General features: G+C 37.6%; 22 protein-coding genes and 1 pseudogene. 10 read left to right on the top strand and 13 right to left on the bottom strand.

The features are described 5' to 3' along the window. Window positions 1-66: 66 nt before the first annotated feature. Window positions 67-513: a GatB/YqeY domain-containing protein gene (locus H4J67_RS00340; protein WP_182176345.1), complete on the bottom strand. Its 447-nt coding sequence runs from the start codon at window positions 511-513 to the stop codon at window positions 67-69. A gap of 38 nt (window positions 514-551) precedes the next feature. Beyond that, a complete protein-coding gene (gene rpsU, locus H4J67_RS00345) occupies window positions 552-767 on the bottom strand; it encodes a 30S ribosomal protein S21 (RefSeq protein WP_011045067.1) in 216 nt (71 codons plus the stop codon). A 361-nt stretch (window positions 768-1,128) separates the two neighbouring features. On the opposite strand from rpsU, the gene tsaD reads away from it, so the two are divergent. Beyond that, window positions 1,129-2,187, top strand: coding sequence for a tRNA (adenosine(37)-N6)-threonylcarbamoyltransferase complex transferase subunit TsaD (gene tsaD / locus H4J67_RS00350; RefSeq protein WP_070374848.1), 1,059 nt, complete (start codon window positions 1,129-1,131; stop codon window positions 2,185-2,187). A 29-nt stretch (window positions 2,188-2,216) separates the two neighbouring features. Here tsaD and plsY read toward each other — a convergent pair whose 3' ends face one another. Continuing rightward, on the bottom strand, window positions 2,217-2,819 hold the full coding sequence (gene plsY, locus H4J67_RS00355; protein WP_310650681.1) for a glycerol-3-phosphate 1-O-acyltransferase PlsY: 603 nt from the start codon (window positions 2,817-2,819) through the stop codon (window positions 2,217-2,219). A gap of 220 nt (window positions 2,820-3,039) precedes the next feature. Between plsY and folB the strand changes: the two genes are divergently transcribed. The 5 genes from folB (at window position 3,040) to H4J67_RS00380 (ending at window position 7,061) form a co-directional block, all read left to right on the top strand. Further along, complete coding sequence (folB, locus tag H4J67_RS00360) at window positions 3,040-3,414, top strand: dihydroneopterin aldolase (RefSeq protein WP_182176343.1); 375 nt, start codon at window positions 3,040-3,042, stop codon at window positions 3,412-3,414. Next, window positions 3,414-3,911 carry a 2-amino-4-hydroxy-6-hydroxymethyldihydropteridine diphosphokinase gene (gene folK / locus H4J67_RS00365; protein WP_182176342.1) on the top strand — a complete coding sequence of 166 codons (498 nt, stop codon included), beginning with the start codon at window positions 3,414-3,416 and terminating at the stop codon, window positions 3,909-3,911. Before folB ends, folK begins: the two co-directional genes overlap by 1 nt. Window positions 3,912-3,959: 48 nt before the next feature. Then, complete coding sequence (locus H4J67_RS00370; protein WP_182176341.1) at window positions 3,960-4,775, top strand: undecaprenyl-diphosphate phosphatase; 816 nt, start codon at window positions 3,960-3,962, stop codon at window positions 4,773-4,775. Between the two features lie 137 nt (window positions 4,776-4,912). Then, window positions 4,913-6,067, top strand: a complete 1,155-nt coding sequence (locus H4J67_RS00375) for an acyl-CoA dehydrogenase family protein (RefSeq protein WP_182176340.1) — start codon at window positions 4,913-4,915, stop codon at window positions 6,065-6,067. 145 nt (window positions 6,068-6,212) lie between these two features. Continuing rightward, the gene (locus tag H4J67_RS00380) at window positions 6,213-7,061 is read left to right on the top strand and encodes a tetratricopeptide repeat protein (protein WP_310650676.1); all 849 of its coding nucleotides are present in this window, start codon (window positions 6,213-6,215) and stop codon (window positions 7,059-7,061) included. Between the two features lie 99 nt (window positions 7,062-7,160). Here H4J67_RS00380 and msrA read toward each other — a convergent pair whose 3' ends face one another. After that, window positions 7,161-7,706, bottom strand: coding sequence for a peptide-methionine (S)-S-oxide reductase MsrA (gene msrA / locus H4J67_RS00385; RefSeq protein WP_182176338.1), 546 nt, complete (start codon window positions 7,704-7,706; stop codon window positions 7,161-7,163). 467 nt (window positions 7,707-8,173) lie between these two features. On the opposite strand from msrA, the gene H4J67_RS00390 reads away from it, so the two are divergent. Together H4J67_RS00390 and H4J67_RS00395 are read left to right on the top strand one after the other, a co-directional pair. Then, on the top strand, window positions 8,174-9,109 hold the full coding sequence (locus H4J67_RS00390; RefSeq protein ID WP_182202526.1) for a HAMP domain-containing sensor histidine kinase: 936 nt from the start codon (window positions 8,174-8,176) through the stop codon (window positions 9,107-9,109). Between the two features lie 11 nt (window positions 9,110-9,120). Further along, window positions 9,121-9,692: pseudogene (locus H4J67_RS00395) on the top strand (response regulator transcription factor). 2 nt (window positions 9,693-9,694) lie between these two features. On the opposite strand, the gene H4J67_RS00400 reads toward H4J67_RS00395, so the two are convergent. Next, window positions 9,695-10,813 carry a DUF3083 family protein gene (locus H4J67_RS00400; RefSeq protein ID WP_182202527.1) on the bottom strand — a complete coding sequence of 373 codons (1,119 nt, stop codon included), beginning with the start codon at window positions 10,811-10,813 and terminating at the stop codon, window positions 9,695-9,697. Window positions 10,814-10,940: 127 nt separating this feature from the next. Between H4J67_RS00400 and H4J67_RS00405 the strand changes: the two genes are divergently transcribed. Then, complete coding sequence (locus tag H4J67_RS00405) at window positions 10,941-11,183, top strand: DUF3820 family protein (RefSeq protein ID WP_070374839.1); 243 nt, start codon at window positions 10,941-10,943, stop codon at window positions 11,181-11,183. A gap of 245 nt (window positions 11,184-11,428) precedes the next feature. Then, window positions 11,429-11,605 carry a ribosome modulation factor gene (gene rmf, locus H4J67_RS00410; protein WP_070374838.1) on the top strand — a complete coding sequence of 59 codons (177 nt, stop codon included), beginning with the start codon at window positions 11,429-11,431 and terminating at the stop codon, window positions 11,603-11,605. A 74-nt stretch (window positions 11,606-11,679) separates the two neighbouring features. Here the strand turns inward: rmf and ung are convergent, their stop codons facing one another. From ung to H4J67_RS00450, 8 genes are all read right to left on the bottom strand, one after another. Beyond that, window positions 11,680-12,369: a uracil-DNA glycosylase gene (ung, locus tag H4J67_RS00415; protein ID WP_182176334.1), complete on the bottom strand. Its 690-nt coding sequence runs from the start codon at window positions 12,367-12,369 to the stop codon at window positions 11,680-11,682. 66 nt (window positions 12,370-12,435) lie between these two features. After that, window positions 12,436-13,731: a threonine synthase gene (thrC, locus tag H4J67_RS00420; RefSeq protein ID WP_182202529.1), complete on the bottom strand. Its 1,296-nt coding sequence runs from the start codon at window positions 13,729-13,731 to the stop codon at window positions 12,436-12,438. A gap of 39 nt (window positions 13,732-13,770) precedes the next feature. Next, window positions 13,771-14,718: a homoserine kinase gene (gene thrB, locus H4J67_RS00425; RefSeq protein ID WP_182202531.1), complete on the bottom strand. Its 948-nt coding sequence runs from the start codon at window positions 14,716-14,718 to the stop codon at window positions 13,771-13,773. Continuing rightward, the gene (gene thrA, locus H4J67_RS00430) at window positions 14,718-17,174 is read right to left on the bottom strand and encodes a bifunctional aspartate kinase/homoserine dehydrogenase I (RefSeq protein ID WP_182202532.1); all 2,457 of its coding nucleotides are present in this window, start codon (window positions 17,172-17,174) and stop codon (window positions 14,718-14,720) included. Before thrA ends, thrB begins: the two co-directional genes overlap by 1 nt. A 322-nt stretch (window positions 17,175-17,496) precedes the next feature. Beyond that, window positions 17,497-18,444, bottom strand: a complete 948-nt coding sequence (locus H4J67_RS00435; protein WP_182176331.1) for a sensor domain-containing diguanylate cyclase — start codon at window positions 18,442-18,444, stop codon at window positions 17,497-17,499. Beyond that, complete coding sequence (locus tag H4J67_RS00440) at window positions 18,445-19,053, bottom strand: chemotaxis protein (RefSeq protein WP_182202534.1); 609 nt, start codon at window positions 19,051-19,053, stop codon at window positions 18,445-18,447. It lies immediately after the preceding gene. After that, window positions 19,050-19,415: a response regulator gene (locus H4J67_RS00445; RefSeq protein ID WP_070374832.1), complete on the bottom strand. Its 366-nt coding sequence runs from the start codon at window positions 19,413-19,415 to the stop codon at window positions 19,050-19,052. The genes H4J67_RS00440 and H4J67_RS00445 overlap by 4 nt, the downstream gene beginning before the upstream one ends. Before the next feature lie 526 nt (window positions 19,416-19,941). Further along, a complete protein-coding gene (locus H4J67_RS00450; RefSeq protein ID WP_182202535.1) occupies window positions 19,942-20,655 on the bottom strand; it encodes a M48 family metallopeptidase in 714 nt (237 codons plus the stop codon). Window positions 20,656-20,661 lie beyond the last annotated feature (6 nt).

Here is a 20,661-nt window from a genome sequence, read left to right on the forward strand (position 1 = left end):
TAAATTTTCACGGCTTTAAAATGTATATTTTAATAAAACGAAAACAGTAAGCTTTAGTAAAATCCGTTATGCATTTAGGGTATTACGAACTTGACCACTTACTACGCCTAAGTCTGCTTTGCCTTGCATTAATGGTTTTAATACCGCCATTACTTTACCCATGTCAGCCATTGAAGCCGCACCGGTATCAGCAATAGTTTTAGTAATTAACTGACTAATTTCTTCACTTGAAAGTGGCTGCGGAAGAAAAAATCCTAACGCGGTTACTTCTTCAGCTTCTTTAGCAGCTAACTCATCACGACCACCGTCAGTAAACATTTTGATGGACTCTCTGCGTTGTTTAACCATTTTGGTTAAAATCACAATGATGTTCTCATCAGTTGGTTCAAGGTTATGATCGATTTCGGCTTGCTTAATTGATGAAATGGCCATACGAATAACACCAAGACGACATTTGTCTTTAGCACGCATCGCAACTTTCATTTCATCTCTGAGTTGGTCTATTAAACTCATTTATTTTACTCGATAGTCTTAAATACTACTAAGGTATCTTAGTACATGCGAACGCGGCGAGCGTTTTCACGAGAAACTTTTTTAGCAGCGCGCTTAACAGCGGCAGCTTTCTTACGTTTACGTTCCCAAGTAGGCTTTTCGTAAGATTCGCGACGGCGAACTTCTGAAAGGATCCCTGCTTTTTCACATGAACGTTTAAAACGACGTAATGCAACGTCAAATGGTTCGTTTTCTCTAACTTTAATTACTGGCATGTATAACCTTAGTATGTATCTATATGATTGGTGTATCGCTTAAGCATTATTGCTTCGCAAACACCCACTCTATCAAAATTGGGTGACGTATTCTAAAGCTAAGCACTAGTTAAAGTAAAGTGTAATATTTTCTAAAATTAAAATTAACTGATTTAATACTAAGTTGATTATATACCCACTGACTTTCACGAGGGGAAAACGAATAATAATTTATTAAACGTTGTCGCTGACCCTTATCTATTTTCTTATAAAAAGTAGATCACAACCTTGTTCAAATGGGTATAATAGCTAACGTAGTTGGCGTTAAAATCGCTCAATAAAATGAAATAAACATTATTTAGGCTTTTAGGTTAAGGGTATTATGCGAATTTTAGGTATAGAAACATCTTGTGATGAAACGGGTATTGCTATTTATGATGACGGAGAAGGTGATTTACCCAAAGGTATTGTAGCCCATCGTTTATATAGTCAAATAGCTGTTCATGCTGACTACGGCGGAGTTGTTCCTGAATTAGCGTCACGAGATCATGTCCGTAAAACAATACCTTTAATTAAAGAAGTGTTAAAAGAAGCTAACTTAACCCCTGCTGATCTAGACGGCGTTGCTTATACTGCAGGGCCTGGTTTAGTGGGGGCATTATTAGTAGGCTGTTCAATTGGCAGAAGTTTAGCTTACGGCTGGGGACTTCCGGCTGTGCCTGTTCATCATATGGAAGGGCATTTACTCGCGCCTATGTTAGAAGAAAACGTGCCAGAGTTTCCTTTTGTTGCCCTGCTCGTTTCGGGTGGACATACTATGCTAGTGCGTGTTGACGGCATTGGTCGATATGAATTGCTCGGTGAATCAGTTGACGATGCTGCGGGTGAAGCGTTTGATAAAACAGCTAAGTTACTTGGGCTTGATTACCCCGGCGGGCCTGCTTTATCGAAGATGGCTGAAAAAGGCACAAAAGGGCGTTATAAATTACCGCGCCCAATGACAGATCGTCCAGGTTTAGATTTTAGCTTTAGTGGTTTAAAGACAGCTGCGGGTACCGTTATTCGCAAAGAAATAGCGTTGCAAAAAGCACAAGGCAATGAAGGTATGGATGAACAAACTCATGCCGATGTCGCTTATGCATTTCAAGAAGCGGTTGTTGATACCTTAGCAATAAAATGTCGCCGTGCTTTGCAGCAGTGTGAGTTAAAACGTTTAGTGATTGCTGGTGGCGTTAGCGCCAACACATCACTTCGAGAGAAATTAGCGGAAATTACTAAAAAGCTCGGTGGTGAAGTTTTTTATCCACGTCCTGAGTTTTGTACTGATAATGGCGCGATGATAGCTTATGCGGGCTTGCAACGTTTAAAAGCAGGAACAGATGCAGATTTATCGTTTAAAGCGACACCACGCTGGCCGTTAGATACTTTACCAGCGGTATAACTAGCGGTAAAGTTGGTACATTAATGACTTCATTTGGCCTTAGTAAAGGATATTTTACCTTCATCTCCTTTCATTAATCGCCAAATGTTGTCCTTGTGGCGAAAAATAATTAATACCGAGAGCATCATCACTGGGTACATATATAGAGGTTTTAATAGCCAAATATAAAAAGGCGCAAGCGATACCGTAATAATAGCGGCCAAGCTTGAATATCGGGTAAAATAAATCACACTTACCCAGGTCAGTATCAATAAACCGCCAAGATCTAAACCTATCGGTAATAATACACCCAGTGCGGTTGCAACGCCTTTTCCGCCTCTAAAGTTAAAAAATATAGGGTACATATGGCCTAAACAAGCAGCCAATGCTATTAACCCTAAATTAAGGGGGTCTAAATCAAGGAAATAAGCGCCCCACACGGGAATAGTGCCTTTGAGGATATCAAAGACCAGCACCAGTGCAGCGATGAATTTGTTACTGATACGCAAAACATTGGTTGCGCCAGGATTGTTTGAGCCGGTAGTGCGAGGATCTGGAAGTTTTAACAGCTTACACAATAAAATAGCACTAGAAATCGAACCGACCAAATAGGCAGCAAGCATTATTATCAGTGTTACTAATAGAGCGCTAATACAAAAATCTCCCAATTCATTGTTAAAATGATGGTTAATTATAACAAGTTTTCAACAATTTTAGATATTCTAGCCTTTCATAATGTCAATGGAAATAAGTTTTTCTATCGTCTATTAATAAAAAAAATGAATTGATCCGTCAACCACTAGTTTTTATAACTTTGCACAGGTAAAATCGACCTATATTTTTAGTTGTCTTATTAAAGATGAGTGTACGTTAATGGATAAAGTTTATATTGAAGGCTTGAGTATTCAAACCACCATAGGTTTTTTCGATTGGGAAAAAGAAATCAAACAAACCTTAGTGATTGATTTAGTTATGGGGTGGGATACCGCCAAACCGGCCGAAAATGATGAGCTAGCTAAAACACTCGATTATGCCGACATATCAGTAAAAATAGCCGAATTTGCTAATAAAAACCCCGTAGATTTAATTGAAACATTAGCAGAGCGTTTGGCTAAATTCTTAATCGAAACTTATCAGATCCCTTGGCTTAAATTGAAAGTAGGCAAGCCTAATGCGGTGTATAATGCCATAACCGTTGGTGTTGAAATTGAACGTGGTAGCCAATCAAATAACAGTAATCATGGGTAATGGCGCGTTTATATATTTCGCTTGGCAGTAATGTAGACCGTCAGCACTATTTACAGACAGGATTGACTGCCCTTGAGGCGCTGCTTGGTGAGTTAACGCTATCATCTTTATTTGCTAGTAAAGCTGTAGGATTTGACGGTGCTGAATTTTATAATATGGTGATCGGTGCGACGACCGAACTTAATATAGTACAAGTGGCTAAAGCACTTCGCGAAATTGAGTTTACCAACGGTCGAGAAATTGATGCTAAAAAATATAGCCCACGCACCTTAGATTTAGATTTATTACTGTTTGATGATTTAGTGTTGGACACTCCAGCACAAATCCCACGTGCCGAGATCACAGAAAATGCCTTTGTTTTATGGCCATTGGCTGAAGTAGCGCCAGATCTTAAACACCCCATTTTAAAAAAATCGTACCAACAACTTTGGCAAGCTTACGATAAAACACAACAACAAATAACCACAGTAGACTTTTCTTGGTCAAGCCAATTGTAAAAGTTAGACATTAAAAAATTGAATTATACATAAGGAATATAATAAGCAATGACCATTACAGAGATATTTATTTTAGCTATTCTCCAAGGATTAACGGAGTTTTTACCCGTATCAAGTTCTGCACATTTAATCTTACCCTCAGCTGTTTTAGGGTGGAAAGATCAAGGTTTAGCACTCGATGTTGCTTTGCATGTTGGAACATTACTCGCAGTTGTTTTATATTTTCGTAAAGATGTCGCTAATATGGCTGTTGCTTGGGTGGGTAGTATAAAAGGCGATAATACTAGCTTTGATGGCAAGCTTGCCTGGTGGATATTATTTGCGACTATCCCATTAGGAATATTTGGTTTGCTCGGCAAAGACTTCATCGAAGCACATTTACGTACTGCGTTGGTTATTGCTGCTACTACCTTGATTTTTGGATTTTTACTGGGTTTTGCTGACATTAAAGCGGGCAAAAGAAAAGCGACTGAGCACATTGATTTTGAAAAGCTAGGATTTAAAGGCGCTATGCTGATTGGTTTAGCACAGGCGGTAGCCTTAATTCCGGGTACATCTCGTTCAGGTATAACAATGACAATCGGTTTGATGCTTGGCTTAAGTCGAGATAATGCCGCTCGATTTTCTTTTTTATTGTCAATTCCTGCCATTGCGATGGCGGGGAGTTATTTAACATTAAAATTAATGACTGAAACGGGCCCTGTTGATTGGAATGCTATTGGTCTTGGCAGTGTGTTAGCTTTTTTTAGTGCTTATGCCTGCATTCACTACTTTCTTATTCTATTGGAAAAAGTTGGTATGATGCCATTTGTTATCTATCGCTTAGTTCTAGGTGTCGCATTACTTTGGTTTGTGCTGGGTTGATTGATCTAAATCGGTGCTGCTATCGTTTAGTTAATTAGAAAAAAATAATAATAAGAAATTTAAATATGCGATTTAACTGTTAAATACGCATCTAAATACAAATAAATACAAATTTAATATATAAAAGTGAGTAACGAATGAATTTATCATTAACCGAAGAACAGATGATGATTCAAGATATGGCAAAAAAATTCGCTGAAAGCGAATTAGCTCCTGTAGCGGCCGAACTTGATGAAACCCAAGATCAAACACTTTTCCTCAACAACCTTGCGCAGTTAACTGAATTGGGTTTTATGGGCTTAAATATTAAAGCAGAATATGGTGGCGTAGAAGCAGGCACGGTTGCTTTTAGCTTAGCGATAACAGAAATAGCACGCGCATGTGCAGCAACCGCAGTAACAGCATCAGTGACAAATATGGTTGCTGAAGTTATTCAAGCGGTTGGTAATGAAGAGCAAAAGCAAAAGTATTTACCTAAAATATGTAGTGGTGAATATAAAGCCGGTGCTTTTTGTTTAACAGAGAATGACGCTGGTTCAGACCCTGCTGGCATGAAGACCTCTGCAGTACTCGACGGTGATGCGTACTTACTCAATGGCAGCAAACTCTATATTACCAGTGCTAGCTTTGCTGACATCTTTGTTGTTTGGGCGGTAACTGACGCGACCGCTCGAAAAGGTAAGGGTATTTCATGTTTCTTAGTGGAAGCAAATACGCCAGGTATTACGGTCAGTAAGCCAGAAGAAAAAATGGGGCAAAAAGCATCACCCACAAATGAAGTGAGCTTTAGTAACTGCCGGATACCTGCTAGTGCCATGATGGGCAAAGAAAATAAAGGCTTTGGCGTTGCGGTTGGCGAACTTGCGGGCGGTCGAATTGGTATTGGTTCATTAGCGCTAGGTATTGGTTTAGCCGCCATGGATTACGCCCGTGCCTTTATCACTGAACGTAAGCAGTTTGGCCAAGCATTATCAAACTTCCAAGGTTTACAATGGAAACTTGCCGAACGTTACACAGATTTAGAAGCAGCCCGTTTATTGTTAATGCAAGCTGCTTATACTAAAGAACAAGGTTTACCCTTTGGTAAAGCCGCCTCTATGGCGAAGTTATTTGCGGCAGAAAAAGCAAATATTGCTTGTTATGACGCATTGCAATTAATGGGTGGTGCTGGCTATATTAAAGAATATCCACTTGAACGCATGGCTCGCGACGTACGTATTACCACTATTTATGAAGGCACTAGCGAGATCCAAAAAATCATTATTGCTCGCGAGTTATTAAACGAAGTCTAATTATTATTACACTTATATAGTACTAAAGCTGAAGGTCTCTTTATTGATAGGCGTTCAGCTTTTTGTATTAAGGCACTTGCGCTTTTTATAATTGCCCCAAAATATAGAATATAGACGCTCATCAATAAACTAAATGGAAGTGAATGTGACTACAAATGCCATTGAAATTACCCTAGAAAATTTTCAACAAATTATTTTAGAAGAATCAAAATCGAAGTTAGTCTTAGTTGACTTTTGGGCGGCACAGGTCCCTGAGAGTTTGGAGCTTAAAGATAAGTTAGCCATCGGCTTGCAGGGTTTTGAACAGTATATATTATACGCCACGGTTGATTGTCAAACTCAGCAACAAATTGCCCAACAATTTGGTATTCAAGGTTTACCTACGGCTATTTTAGTGAAAGATGGCCAACCACTTGATGGTTTAACTGGGCCACAAGATGATGACAATATAAAAGAATTTTTAGCGAATCATTTACCTAAAGAAGAAGACTTATTACTTATTCAGGCGCAAAAGTTGTTAGCTGATAATAATATTAATGATGCATTTACGGCGATTAATAGTGCTTATCAACTTAATAGTGAACGTGCCGACATTAAATTAATGATGGCAGATGTTTATTTACAAACGGGTAAAATAAGCGAAGCCGAATCTTTATTAACCACTATTTTAATGGTTGATCAAGACAGTCACTATCAAGCGCTTATCGCTAAACTTGAGCTTGCCAGTCAAGCCGCGGACTCACCAGAAATTAAAGCATTAGAAGCACAGTTAGTGGACGACGTTGACAACATTGCTCTACAACATCAACTTGTTGCGCAATACAGCCAAGTCAACCGACATGAAGAAGCGTTGACGTTACTGTTTCGTTTAATGCAAAAAGACAGTAGTGATGCTGCCAGCAAAGATCTTTATCTGGATGTGTTAAAGGCTTTACCTGATGGCGACCCATTAGCCAATAAATTCCGCAGAAAACTGTATACCTTAATGTATTAAATCAGTACTTGGTAGCAAATGCGTGACACTGATTGTTTCAGTGTCCGCACTTTGTTAAAAATGAGATTTTATTCTCAAGCTGACAATATTGCTTTAAGCCTATGATGGTTTTAATTTACTTACGAACGTTTTTCTAAATTTCGCGAGCTTAGGTGAAACAACTGCCTGACAGTAAGGATTACCAGGATTATTATTGAAATAGTCTTGATGAACATCTTCACCAGAAAAGAACTCTGACGCTTGAGTTACCTCAGTCACAACCGCTGAGCTATACATATTGCTAGCGTCGACTTCTTTAATAATATCTTCAGCAACTTGCTGTTGTTCTTTGCTGTGATAAAAAATCCCTGAGCGATACTGGGTTCCTATATCGTTACCTTGACGATTTAATTGGCTGGCATCGTGTAGCGTAAAAAATACTTCTAATATTTCACGACAAGTGATCGCTGCGCTATCAAAAGTTAACTGCACGACTTCTGCATGGCCGGTTTGACCCGAGCAAACGTCTTCATAAGTTGCTAGCGCTGCGCTGCCGCCCATATAACCTGATATGGCAGATTTAATGCCGATTAATTGGTTGTATGCACCTTCAATACACCAAAAGCAACCGCCTGCCAGGGTGATTTTTTCTTCATGTGATGACATTAAAATAAACCTTAATAAATTTGATTAAAATAACTGTATAACAATAGACGTTTAGATGTCTATATGTTTTTATCTGAAATTTAAAATAAACTGTTTTTGATTAGTTGAAAATATAAAAATTAGCGTAATATCAACGAATACGATTAACCAATATAAAACATTATGTCTTCATTTTTTAGTAAGTTTAACCAAGTTCGCACCGTTCTTTTATTACGCAGTGCGGCTATAATTATTCAGCTGATATTAATACTTTTGTTAATGGCGTTTTAAACTATCAACTGCCTTGGTTACCGCTCATTATTGTTATTTCAATTGAAGCTTTATTTACCTTAGTCAGCTATTTATATTATAAGTCTGGAAAAGAAGTTGATAAGCGCGCCTTACTTGGGCAGATTTGTGCTGATATTTTATTTCTCTCACTTATTTTATATTTTAGTGGCCGAGCAACTAATGCTTTTGTCTCGTTATTGCTTATTCCTATTGCTGCTGTGACGTTAACTCCGCTGTTACTTGGAAGTGTCGCACTATTAGCGATTGCTTCATACAGTGTTTTATTGTGGTTATTACCCATGTCAGTAATGCATGGCAATATGCAAAGCCACTTTATTGGTGTGTGGATAAATTTTCTCTTTTCTAGCATTGTTGTTGCAACCGTTGTTGGCCAAATGGCACGAAGAATCCCTCAAAAAGAACAAGCAATAGCTGCTTTTCGGGAAGAGCAATTAAAGCAAGAAAAAATCATGTCATTAGGGGGCGCTTCTGCGCAAATAACTTATCAGCTCGCTACTCCCATAGTAACTGTAAAGTTGCTTGTCGATGAGCTCAGTGAGGAGCTACCTGAGCACCCTGCGATTGTTGACTTACAAAGACAATTATTACGTTGTAGCAGAAGTTTAGCTGAGTTTCGTCAAATGGTTTTTGAGATTAAAGAGCAAAAGTCAAAAGAGGTGCTTTGTGCTGATATTGTGCAACAAGTGCGTGATCATATTAACTTAAATTATCCTGATGTTAGGGTGAACTTCTTCTCTGAGAAGCACCAATCAATACTCAGTGAAAACGCTAAAGTATTGGCTGATGCTTCATTATTGCCAGCAATTTTAAATTTAGTTAATAATGCGATTCGATCCACTAAAGTCAGCGGTAGTGATAAAATTGAGTTATCTAGCTTGTTTGATGAAAAAAATTGGCAGCTCAGTATGCGTGATTTTGGTTGTGGTTTTACCCAATTAACACTAAGTGAGTTAGGCGTTAAACCTGTAAACAGCAAACAAGGATTAGGTATGGCAGTATTTTTGAGTCATGCAAGTTTAGAGCGATTAGGCGTTACACTTGCCTTAACCAATCACGTTGCTGGTGGTGCATTAGTAACGTTGAAATTAGCGTTAGTGGTTAATGATACGTAGGAAAAAAATGGATGAAATTATTAATTGTTGAAGATGACAGCACCTTTGCTAATACGCTTAAAAGACGCATTTGAAAACATGGCTACAGCTGTTGGTTGGCCGATAACATTAATGATGCATTGTTAACCTGTCATCGTCAGTTGCCAGAATTCATATTACTCGATATGAAACTCCATCATGAAAGTGGCTTAAATTTGATTAATCTGATGAGGAAACTATTGCCAAAGAGTCGTATTATTTTGTTAACCAGTTTTGCCAGTATAGCTACTGCCGTTGACGCAATAAAGCTTGGCGCAGATGATTACTTAGCCAAGCCGGTCGATACACAGACTTTATTATCAGCTTTAGCTAAAAACGCTAACAGTTCGTTGCTAAAAAAATCAACATTGGCTTCAAATTTAGGAATAAACATTATCAATGAGCCAACGTTGTCAACCGAGCAGGTTGAATGGGAGTATATTAACAAGTCTTAAAATTTAATAATGGTAATGTTTTAGCAACGGCACGTCAGCTTTCAATGCACCGCAGAACGTTACAACGCAAGCTACAGAAAAAACCAACCGTTAATGGCGAAGTTAAATAACCTTAGTTTTCAATGTTATAAGCAATATGCTGATGAAACCTTAGCGTTAATTCATCTTTATTAATAGGGATTTCGAGTTCGGTTGCTAATAAACGCATTGCCTGTTCTATTTGGTTAATAAACTTGCCATAGCCGCTGTGCTTGGAGTCTTCTGCGGTAGCCACAAAGATAAGTTGTACGTTATCAACTAACTCATCGGCTTTCCATTTACTCACCAAGCCACAGGGACTCTGGTTAGGGTTATAACCTAACATTTGTAACTCACCCATCTTAGAAATTATTTCATGCAAACTATGTCGGACAATGGGGACTAAACCATTAGCGATTAACGCTCCATTATTTAAATTAAAGCGCTTTGCCACCAGAGAAAATGTATCCGTTAAATAAGTATAAAGCGGATTGTATGGATCTTTAGAATTGGCATCAATATCAACTAAACCCAATAAACGATTATCGACCGTTAGATTAATTACCACATAACTTATTGCCGATGCGTTTGGTGTTATAACAACGTTTTGTGATTTATAGCGTTCATCAATAGGTCGTAATTTATGCGCTTGTGTGCCTAAGCAGCCTTTATTTTTAGCAAATAAATCATAGGTAAGGTGTTGATGATCACGTAAACGTATCGCTCTACTAGGCAATTTTGTTTGCTCGATAAAACTATGCAGTAACCGAGTCACTTTTTGATGAAATGCCGCTGCATTAAAGCGAATGTCGTCGCCAGAGGCTAAAAACAGCAGGGTAATCTTTTTTGCGCGAATACTGGCATCAAAAAAAGAATTTTGTAATTGATGATTTTGAGGATCGTAATAAAATAAAATTTGCTGGTTGGTTTGCCATTGGTGCATTTCTTGACTGTAGCGAACGCGAACTAATTTGTCGTTAGCAATAAATAAGCTACTTTGTATCGCATAGTCATTACTTAGCGTAAATAACAATTGTGATAAACTTTGATAAAAATCATAGTAAGGTTGAGTGCTATGCGTTGAAATATTTGGAGAAATTAACTCTATTAATTCATCAGTAATGGTAAACTCAGCTAAAATATATTGGTTATCTCGCGCATTTGAAGGAATATAAGCTTTGTGCGCTGCACTGCGTTTTCTTATTATAGACATGTTCGTTCCCTGTTTTAAGTTAGTCGATAAACTTGTGATGATTATAAATAGACCTCATGACACTTTTATGATGTTAAAAGGTTTTGAGTTATTATCCCGACAGGAAAATTTAATAAGTAGAGAAACTATGTTTTCAGATCAACAAGCTTTGCTCGACGCTGTAAATCAAATAATGCCTTTTGGAAAATATGCAGGTAGACCCCTACTAAAATTGCCAGAGCCTTACTTAGTTTGGTTTAAATCAAAAGGTTTTCCTGAAGGTAAGCTAGGACAGCAACTTGAATTAATTTATGAAATAAAACTCAATGGTCTTGAAGGCATGTTAGAACCGCTGTTACGCTCGAGTCGCTTAGGTATCCCACAACATTAAAATAATTTCTTATATAAAAATAACTTTTAATAATCATAGGTAATAACGCTTGTTGGTAACAAATTGTTTTATTTATATAATCTTATAATCAAGATTTTTCAGCTCTGGTTCATTAACTTTTGAACGTTTTTCTATCGTAATGTACCTTGATTTAGCCTTCTCCTTAATCTTAACTGAATTGTCGACTGCTGTTTTATTCGACAAGTATTAATAAATATCACCAAGACAATGATGGAGAGTTATCGATGCAAACAAAGAAAAGAGATCGTCTAGGCAGAGCACATTCCAATGGTTATAAAGCAGGCCTCACCGGAAAAACAAAAGAAAAATGTCCTTATCAAAATACTGATGCAAAATCAGAATGGCTAGGGGGTTGGCGTGATGCGTTAACAGATAAAAACCTAGGACTATTCAAACTATAAGTTAACATCATATTTTTAATAAAAAAGAGCCCTTTGTTGATGTTTACCAAGGGCTGTATCTTTTTTAGTTAAGCTTAGACTTGTTCCGGTAACTGCCAGTTTATCGGAGTCATATTTTTTGATAGTAACCATTGGTTGGTTTTTGAGAAATGCTGACAGCCAAAAAAACCGCGATATGCCGATAAAGGTGAAGGATGTGGCCCCTTTAATACAGAATGCTTTTCGGTATTAATATCTTTTCCTTTCTTTTGTGCATGAGCTCCCCAAAGTAAGAATACACAACCGCTACTTTCTTGATTAATGTGCTTTATTACTTCATCAGTAAATGTTTCCCAACCTAACTTAGCATGAGAATGAGCCTGTGCTTGTTTGACGGTTAAAACTGTATTCAGTAATAACACTCCTTGCTCTGCCCACTGCGTTAAGCAACCATGGCTTGGCTTAATAAAGTCAGTAAACTCATTAACAAGCTCTTTATAAATATTGACTAAAGAAGGAGGGACTTTAATGCCGGGTTGCACAGAAAAAGCGAGTCCGTGAGCTTGATTTTCACCGTGATAGGGGTCTTGTCCTAAAATAACTACTTTAGTGTCTCTAATATTTTGATAACAAAAAGCATTAAAAATATCGTTTTGCGCAGGAAAGATAACGTCGCCCTTTGCTCGTTGTTGAGAAATTACTTGGCTTAGTTCGATGAAATATGGCTTGGATTGTTCTTGATTAATAAGTTGTTGCCATTGTGGCTTAATATTTTGATTTATCATGAGGTATAAAAATGGCCGTTAATCTAAATTAACGACCATTATAAACGTGTTTTTAACTGAACAAAATCAGTGATCGTTTAATAATAAATAATCACGTAAGTCGCTAAAGTTAGCAGCCATATCTTTTGATAAAATGGTTTCGCTGGCGCAGTCAGCAAGCTCTTTTGGTAAACCGATTGGTTGTCCTAAAATACTTTCAACCACCTCTTTGAATTTTGCTGGGTGTGCGGTCCCTAAAAATACACCAAATTCACCTTCATTTGCATTGTACTGTAACGCTTTATAGGCAATGGCTGCATGTGGTTCACTGATGTAACCCAACTTGGCTAACTGTAAAACAGTTGACTGTGTTTGTTCTTCATCAATTGAAACAGAGCTAATACAATCGCTGGGAACTATGCCAGACTTTAGCATATGTTCAACACGAGGCCAGTTGTTTGGATCGCTAACATCCATCGCATTGGAAATGGTCGCTACAGTAGCATTAGGCGTCCACTCACCTGTTTTTAAGTAACGAGGCACAGTATCGTTGGCATTTGTTGCCGCAATAAATCTTTTTATCGGTAAACCGAGTGCTTTAGCAAATAAACCAGCAGTTAAGTTACCAAAGTTACCACTGGGAATAGATACCACAACATCGTTTAATTCGCTTTTACACTTTTGACGAGATAACTGTGCAAACCCTTCAAAGTAATAACATACCTGAGCTAATAAGCGGCTGATATTTATTGAGTTAGCAGAATTTAAACCTATAGTAGTGGCGAGCTCTCTATCATCGAATGACTTTTTAACTAACGCCTGACAATCATCAAAACTCCCGTCGATAGCGAGTGTTTCAATATTGCCGCCTAAGGTCGTAAACATTTTTTCTTGTAGCAGGCTAATTTTTCCTTTTGGATATAAGATCACCACACGAATATTTTCAATGTTATGAAAAGCATGAGCAACCGCTGCACCTGTGTCACCTGAAGTCGCCGTTAATATGGTGATTTTTTTATCTTTGCTAAAAACTTGCAAACATTTAGCCATAAAACGCGCGCCAAAATCTTTAAAGGCGAGTGTTGGACCATGAAAAAGCTCTAATATGGCTCTGTCTTTATTGATGGGTTGAATTTGTGCTGGAAAGTTAAAAGCACTGGTCACAATCTCAGTTAATTGCGCTTTAGTTAAATCACCTTCTACAAATGGGTAGAGGACATGTACACTTCTTTCAACTAAAGGCATAGCAAGTAAGTCATCGATATTATCTAACACTGGGATTGTTTCAGGAAAAAATAGTCCCTGATTTTTTCCTAGTCCTTGCTTAACCGCACCAGAAAAACTGACTTGTTCATCGTTTTCTTTTAAATTATAAAATTTCACAACATATTCCTAATAAATTTGGTATTTTTAATAAAGTGATTAAGCGGGCAATCTCTCAGCACCCGTTAAGTCAACCTGACAGACATGAACAAAACCTGAGTCTGTTTGTAAATAATTTTTTTGTAACCAAAGCGCGCTATCTTGGGCTTTTTCAAGCGAATCACAGACACAAAATAAGGTAGGTCCTGATCCTGAAATCCCTACAGCTAAATGACCTTGAGCACTTAAATAGTCTTTCGCTTCGATAAATTTTGGCAACAAGTGCTGACGATAAGGCTCTGCAAGTACATCTTTGAGTACTGAAAATGCTTGTTGTTTATCATTACGGTGGCAAGCATCAACAAAAGTTGCTAAATTTTGACCGAAGGTAATGGCATCAGCCCGACTGTATTGTTTGGGTAAGACATCGCGCGCAGCTTTCGTTGAGACATTAATACCAGGGTAAGCCATTACGTAGTAGCAATGATCAAATTGTGGCAAACTTCGGCTAATAACGTGCTTGTCTGGCACCATTAATTGCAAACCACCTAAATAACATGGTGCGACATTGTCGTAGTGCAAACTACCACTTATTTTTGCCTCCATTTCACCCATCATAAATAACAGCGTTTTTTCATCAAAATATTGCTGATAAAATTCATTAAGTGCGACCAGTGCTGCAACTACAGAGCATGCACTTGAGCCCAAACCACTGCCAACTGGCATCTTTTTATCTAGTGTCAGTTGTACTTTTTGAACCGCTTGTTGCGATTTTTCAAGTGCTAGGTTGTATAGCTCTAGACAATGCCAAACAATATTGTCTGTTGCCTTACTGGGTAGCTTATTGGCAAATTCACCAATCACAATCAGCTTATTCTCAGAGGCTGACTCTATAGTAACTACATCACCTAATAAAGTACCATCAATGGGTCTAACTGCTAGACCTAAAACATCAAAGCCAACGTTTAGGTTGCCTATTGATGCGGGAGCAAAAACAGATATAGCCATTAGTGCTGCTGCTCCCATGCCAATGTTCTTAATAAATCACCAAACACACCAGCGGCGGTAACCGCAGCACCTGCGCCATAACCGCGTAATACAAACGGTAAGGGTTGGTAATAACGGCTATGTATTGCCAGCGCATTCTCACCATCTTTAACACTATAAAGTGGATGATCATTGGCAACAGCTTCAATGGCAACTTTACATTTCCCATCAACTATATTGCCAATATAACGTAAAACTTTACCTTCAGCTTTTGCCACTTTTACTCGTTGAGAAAATTCATCATCTATTTTCGCTAAGTTCTTCATAAATTCACTGACATCACCACTTGCATCAAAATTTGCAGGTAACACAGATTCTATAGAAATATCAGATAACTCAAGCGGAATTCCTGCTTCACGCGCCATGATTAACAATTTACGCGCTACGTCCATACCGCTTAAATCGTCACGAGGGTCAGGCTCGGTAAAGCCATTTTCTTTGGCGATAGCGGTAGCTTGAGAAACGGTCATACCTTCTTCTAGTTTTCCAAACATATAAGAAAGTGAACCAGACAATATCCCTTCAAAACGTACTAATTCATCACCCGCTTTTAGCAAGCTTTGTAATGTATCAATTACGGGTAAGCCAGCACCAACCGTTGTTTCATATAAGAAGCGACGGTTAGACTTCTGTGCGGCACTGCGCAAAGCTTGATAGTATTGCCAAGAATCAGTATTGGCTTTTTTATTTGGCGTTACAATATTAAAACCCTCTTCAAGGTACTCTACATAGCTCATTGCCAAAGATTCACTAGACGTTGAGTCGACTAACACCGGATTAATCAGGTGATTCTCGCGGACAAAAGCCTTGATGTTTTCAACATTTACTGGAACTGCGTCACTTTTCATTTCTGCTTGCCAGTTATCTAAATCAATCCCTTCAGTATTAAAGAACATACCTTTACTGTTAGCAATGCCATACACCTTTAAGGAAATATTTTGCTTTTTAAGCTTAGGTTGTTGACGAGCAATTTGCGCAAGAAGCTCACTACCAACAACGCCGCAGCCAACAAGAAATACATCAATAGTGGGTTTGTGAGTGAAGAAATTTTGATGACTGACTTTCATTGCATCAGTACATTTACGTTTTTCTACCACAACAGAAATACTACGCTCTGACGAATCTTGGGCAATAGCGATTACATTGACACGCGCTTGGGCTAATGAACTGAAAAACTTAGCAGCAACCCCTTGTTGATGATGCATACCGTCACCAACCAGAGAAATAATTGATAATTCATGTTGTAACTTCAATGGTTCAAGTAAACCATTGAGTAACTCTAGCTCGAACTCTTGTTGTAAGCTTAGTTCGGCTAATTCAGCATCACTGGTGTGAATACAAAAACTGATACAGTATTCGCTGGAAGACTGACTAATTAAGACTAAAGAAATTTTTTCTTGACTCATAGTGGCAAATACACGACTGGCCATGCCAACCATACCTTTCATACCCGGTCCTGAGACATTGACCATAGTTAAATCATCAAGATTAGATATTGCTTTAACTTTTTTAGTTTGATCATCCTCGTTAGATATTAAGGTTCCTGGGGCAGAAGGATTACCGGTATTTTTAATCAAACAAGGAATATGAAATTGAGCAATGGGGCCAATCGTTTTTGGGTGTAGTACGCTAGCACCAAAATATGAAAGTTCCATCGCTTCTTGATATGACAAGTAATCAAGTAACTTTGCTTCTTTTATTAGGCGAGGATCTGCGTTAAAAACACCATCAACATCCGTCCATATTTCACAACATTCAGCTTGAGCACAAACCGCGAGAACGGCGGCAGAGTAATCCGAACCATTGCGGCCAAGTGTCGTTACTTGCCCTTGTTTGTTAACCCCGATGAAACCCGGCATTAAGGCAACTTTATTGAGATCGTTGTAATGGTTTTCGAAGTTTTCTTTTGATAAGACTAAATCAGCGACTGCATTAAGAGACGCTTCGTTGGTGATTAAAAAATTTTCTGGTTCAATAACAGACGTTTTAATATTTTGTGCGTTCAACACTGATTCGAGCAAGGCAACACTTAAACGCTCGCCTATGCTGATAATTATAGCGCGGATATGATCCGGGCAATAAGACAACATAGTCGCGCCTTGTAGATAACGTGAAAGCTTATGCTCCCAGTTTGCAAGGACTTGCTCTGCATGTAATGGGCTGAATTTTGGTAAGCTGGCACCAAGATCATCAATAATAGTTATAATGGCTTTTCTGAAGTGTTCTAAATCATTCTGTAATTTTATTTCATCACTAATATTCTCCGCCATAGCCACTAAATGGTTGGTTACGCCTTGTGGGGCGGAAACAACGACAGCAACGGCAGAATCGTTACTTTTGTCAGTTATAATTTTGGCAACTTGCACAAAACGTTCTGCTGAACCTAGAGATGAACCTCCAAACTTTAATACACGCATTTTACTTCCTTTTTATTGTAAATTCTTTGCGAGCCAAAGAACTTGCAATGATTAAAACCTTAAAACAAAAAAAAGCCCGGAACCTAAGGGGTCACGGGCTTTTATTTATGTGTTTTTTACACGTCAGCCGATGACAACCATCCCATTGAGGGTGGTAGTGATAATAATAATGGTAATACGACGGACAAATGTTTTCATGGTTCTAAAATGCCTGAGCAGTGTTTTACTGTCAATAGTTATTTATGAATAAAAAGTTATATTTTATTCATAAATAAGCATTAAGAGGGTTTATTTGGATAATAAAGCGAATATATTCAGTTTTTTAGGCTGAAATAATATTTTTTGCAGTGCAAACTATATTTCTTCCAGAAGCCTTAGCGTCATATAAGGCAAGGTCTGTGTGGGATATTAGGTCTTCATAACGAGTGTCTGCTTCGGTGATGACTGCGACACCAACACTGGCGGTAACATTTATTTCGATTTCTTGAAAGTTAATGATATTTTTGCTAATCGCAACACGGATCCGCTCAGCAACATCTAAAGCGCCAATAATATCGGTATTAGGTAGAATAATCGCAAACTCTTCACCGCCATAGCGACCAAATAAGTCACCTAAGCGCAGTAGTTCACTGATCACTTTAGCGGTTTCTATTAATACTATGTCACCACCTAAATGTCCGTAGGTATCATTAAGTAATTTGAAATGATCTAAATCGAACATAATAAGTGCTAAACCATGCTGATAACGACGTGCACGCGAAAATTCTTTTTCGAGACACTCTTCCCAATGCTTTCGGTTAAAGACTTGTGTTAAGCCATCGATACGATTGGCCTGTGCAAGCTCTTCAAGTGTTTTGTTTAGCTTACTTTGGTAATGGCATACATCGGTAACATCTTCTATAAGAATACAAACGTGCTCGTTAGCCTCTTTATTTTCAAGCGGCAAAAAGGTACAGTTTTGTGCCATAAAGTGACTGTCTGTCGTCATAGGGCGGGTATGAGGCAATTCAAATAGGTGATGTCTTTGTTCCCATGAGCAAAAAGACTGGGTTTTTAGTTGAAAGACACTTTCAATTTTTCTTTTGAACCACTTTTCTGGCAGCTCGGGAAAGACAATAAAAATATCTTGTCCGATAACATTTTCAGGCTTTTTGTTCGCATGAATTTGTAAATACCGATTCCAAAATACGATATTGTATTGACTATCTATGATGAGAATACCGGTATTTAATTTGTTGGCAATATCAGGACAAATATCATCAGCAAGCATTTAGAACTCTTCCAAAATTCTGTCAATAACTGTTTTTATATTAATAATTGCTGACGCAGGAATAAACAAAACCATATCGCAATTAAATGAATAGTCAGTAACTTGATAAGTTATTTTAACTTTTAAAGCTAAGTCCCAGTTAAATGATTGTTGGGCAAGATGATCGGATATTGCACTTTGTGAACCCGCTAATAAACGCGGCGCACTGTAAGACATTTGATTATCTATTTGTTTAGCAAAAACATTTAAGAAGGTGGTGGTTAAAATAGAGCTTAAGTCAATAATTTGTTCTTCAACAGATAATTCATCAGGCTCATAGCCCAGTAAATCTGCAAGTCGATCAGAATCTTTTGGCTTGTACATAAGCAGTGCTTCACCGCGAATGCCTTCGTAACCAAAGAAGCCTTGACTTACTACCGCAGCAGAATTTTCATCACTGTTTAACGAGTTAAGCAGGCTTAGCGTACTGACTTGTTCAATACTAGGTACTTTTAAATAAACAAAGGTATTTAAGTATCGGGCAAGTTGATCACTTGCTTGACCCATAGCAACATTAATTATTTCTTGTAAACAATCTTGCTGATCTTCATTTAAGTTGAGATCGCTCATAAAAAACCATGATTTCTTAGGTTAGTGTTAAGGACTTCTAATTCAACAGGTTTACGTAAAAAAGCTTTGGCACCGAGTTCAAGGACTTTACTTTGCATTTCTGGTTGTATATCAGCTGATATAACAAAAATTGCCGGTGTAATGTTTTCATCTTTTAGGGTTTGGAGTACACCTAAGCCATCTAGAACAGGCATGGTAAGGTCAAGAAATAGAATGTCAAATACTTGACTGCGTAAAAGTTCAACAGCTTCTTGACCATTTTTTGCTAATTGTGCATTAGCTGATAGTTGCTCTGGTAAGCTACGTAAAACTTGTTTACGGGCCATATTAGAGTCATCACAAACAAGAACTGAAAAGCTCATGTAATCGGTAATCCTTTATTTTTTTTATTATATAGCGTTAATCTACCTTAAATAAGCGGTACTGTTAATTAATAAAGTACAAAAATGCTGATTTTTTATGCTTTTAATAACTATCTCTCTAATAATTGCACAATATAACAACAAACTAAAAATAATACGGCCAAAAATGAGTGATAATCTTCCCGTGATACTTTTATCTTTTACCTGTTTAGAAGGTGATTATTAGGTTAATTAACACTATAGACATTATTGTCGAAAGGGTATAAATCGCAATAGCTTTCCAGCTATATGTTTTGAATTTCATCATTTATCTCTTCATCTATTGATTATAACAATGGCTAATAAATTGTTATATCCTGTGAATTTAAATTAGTATTCAAATAATAAGCGATATTCGTGCCACAATATAATGTAAGTTGGAGAAATTGTTGAGAATTTTATTAGGCTAATACTGAATTGATTATATTTTGTTTATAAAAAGGTTTATTTTTTCGCTCATTTATCCCCTACGAGGATATTATGACCATTAAATAGTCGGCCATTGTAATTGGTTTTGGTGGGATTTTAACCACGCTTTAGCTGAACCGTAGTTAGGGTAGTTAAGCGCAACTAATTGCCAAAACTTAGTTGAGTGATTCATATACCTAAGATGACAAAGCTCGTGAACTATTACATAATCGATAATCCATTTAGGCGTCATGGCTAATAAAGAACTGAAACTAAGTTCACTTCGACTATTACAGCTGCCCCATCTAGACTTGTACAATCTTACTTTAAACAATTTGGGTAAAACACCAATTTTTTCCGCGTAATGAGATAAATTTTCATCAATATAAGCATAAGTTTGCTGCTTTAACCAAGCTTCAAGTTGTTGCTTTACATATTTATCTTGGTTTTTTATATCATCAGCTATTTTGATTTTTAATTTACTAGCGAGAGTCGCTATGATGGTATCTTGATGAAGCGTTATTTCTGGAAATAGACCATAATGAATATCCAGTGTTTTAAGTTCGCCATTAATAAGCAATTGGCTATCTTTTTGATAATGATTATTTTGACTGGCAGGTTGTGCGTTTTGCTCGGCAATTTTTCTGTGCAGCCAAAGACTTTTTGATTTAACAATGTTCGCTATATCATCTTCAGAAACATATTTTGGCGCACGGATTATAATTTTTCCGTGCTTAACTTGTAAGCCAACCGTTTTTCTTTTAACACTACGAATGAGCTGATATAACAACATAATTCA

Origin of the sequence: Colwellia sp. BRX10-4 (genome assembly GCF_014077465.1) — a bacterium.
Lineage (GTDB): Bacteria > Pseudomonadota > Gammaproteobacteria > Enterobacterales > Alteromonadaceae > Colwellia_A.

Excerpts from the sequence above, each read along its gene's own strand:
- H4J67_RS00450 (WP_182202535.1), bottom strand. The coding sequence starts at position 20,655 with ATGTTGTTATATCAGCTCATTCGTAGTGTTAAAAGAAAAACGGTTGGC.
- thrA (WP_182202532.1), bottom strand. The coding sequence starts at position 17,174 with ATGCGTGTATTAAAGTTTGGAGGTTCATCTCTAGGTTCAGCAGAACGT.
- H4J67_RS00445 (WP_070374832.1), bottom strand. The coding sequence starts at position 19,415 with ATGAGCTTTTCAGTTCTTGTTTGTGATGACTCTAATATGGCCCGTAAA.
- tsaD (WP_070374848.1), top strand. The coding sequence starts at position 1,129 with ATGCGAATTTTAGGTATAGAAACATCTTGTGATGAAACGGGTATTGCT.
- rpsU (WP_011045067.1), bottom strand. The coding sequence starts at position 767 with ATGCCAGTAATTAAAGTTAGAGAAAACGAACCATTTGACGTTGCATTA.
- H4J67_RS00375 (WP_182176340.1), top strand. The coding sequence starts at position 4,913 with ATGAATTTATCATTAACCGAAGAACAGATGATGATTCAAGATATGGCA.
- folK (WP_182176342.1), top strand. The coding sequence starts at position 3,414 with ATGGCGCGTTTATATATTTCGCTTGGCAGTAATGTAGACCGTCAGCAC.
- msrA (WP_182176338.1), bottom strand. The coding sequence starts at position 7,706 with ATGTCATCACATGAAGAAAAAATCACCCTGGCAGGCGGTTGCTTTTGG.
- H4J67_RS00400 (WP_182202527.1), bottom strand. The coding sequence starts at position 10,813 with ATGTCTATAATAAGAAAACGCAGTGCAGCGCACAAAGCTTATATTCCT.
- thrB (WP_182202531.1), bottom strand. The coding sequence starts at position 14,718 with ATGGCTATATCTGTTTTTGCTCCCGCATCAATAGGCAACCTAAACGTT.
- rmf (WP_070374838.1), top strand. The coding sequence starts at position 11,429 with ATGCAAACAAAGAAAAGAGATCGTCTAGGCAGAGCACATTCCAATGGT.
- H4J67_RS00340 (WP_182176345.1), bottom strand. The coding sequence starts at position 513 with ATGAGTTTAATAGACCAACTCAGAGATGAAATGAAAGTTGCGATGCGT.
- ung (WP_182176334.1), bottom strand. The coding sequence starts at position 12,369 with ATGATAAATCAAAATATTAAGCCACAATGGCAACAACTTATTAATCAA.
- H4J67_RS00405 (WP_070374839.1), top strand. The coding sequence starts at position 10,941 with ATGTTTTCAGATCAACAAGCTTTGCTCGACGCTGTAAATCAAATAATG.
- H4J67_RS00435 (WP_182176331.1), bottom strand. The coding sequence starts at position 18,444 with ATGCTTGCTGATGATATTTGTCCTGATATTGCCAACAAATTAAATACC.
- H4J67_RS00440 (WP_182202534.1), bottom strand. The coding sequence starts at position 19,053 with ATGAGCGATCTCAACTTAAATGAAGATCAGCAAGATTGTTTACAAGAA.
- H4J67_RS00370 (WP_182176341.1), top strand. The coding sequence starts at position 3,960 with ATGACCATTACAGAGATATTTATTTTAGCTATTCTCCAAGGATTAACG.
- folB (WP_182176343.1), top strand. The coding sequence starts at position 3,040 with ATGGATAAAGTTTATATTGAAGGCTTGAGTATTCAAACCACCATAGGT.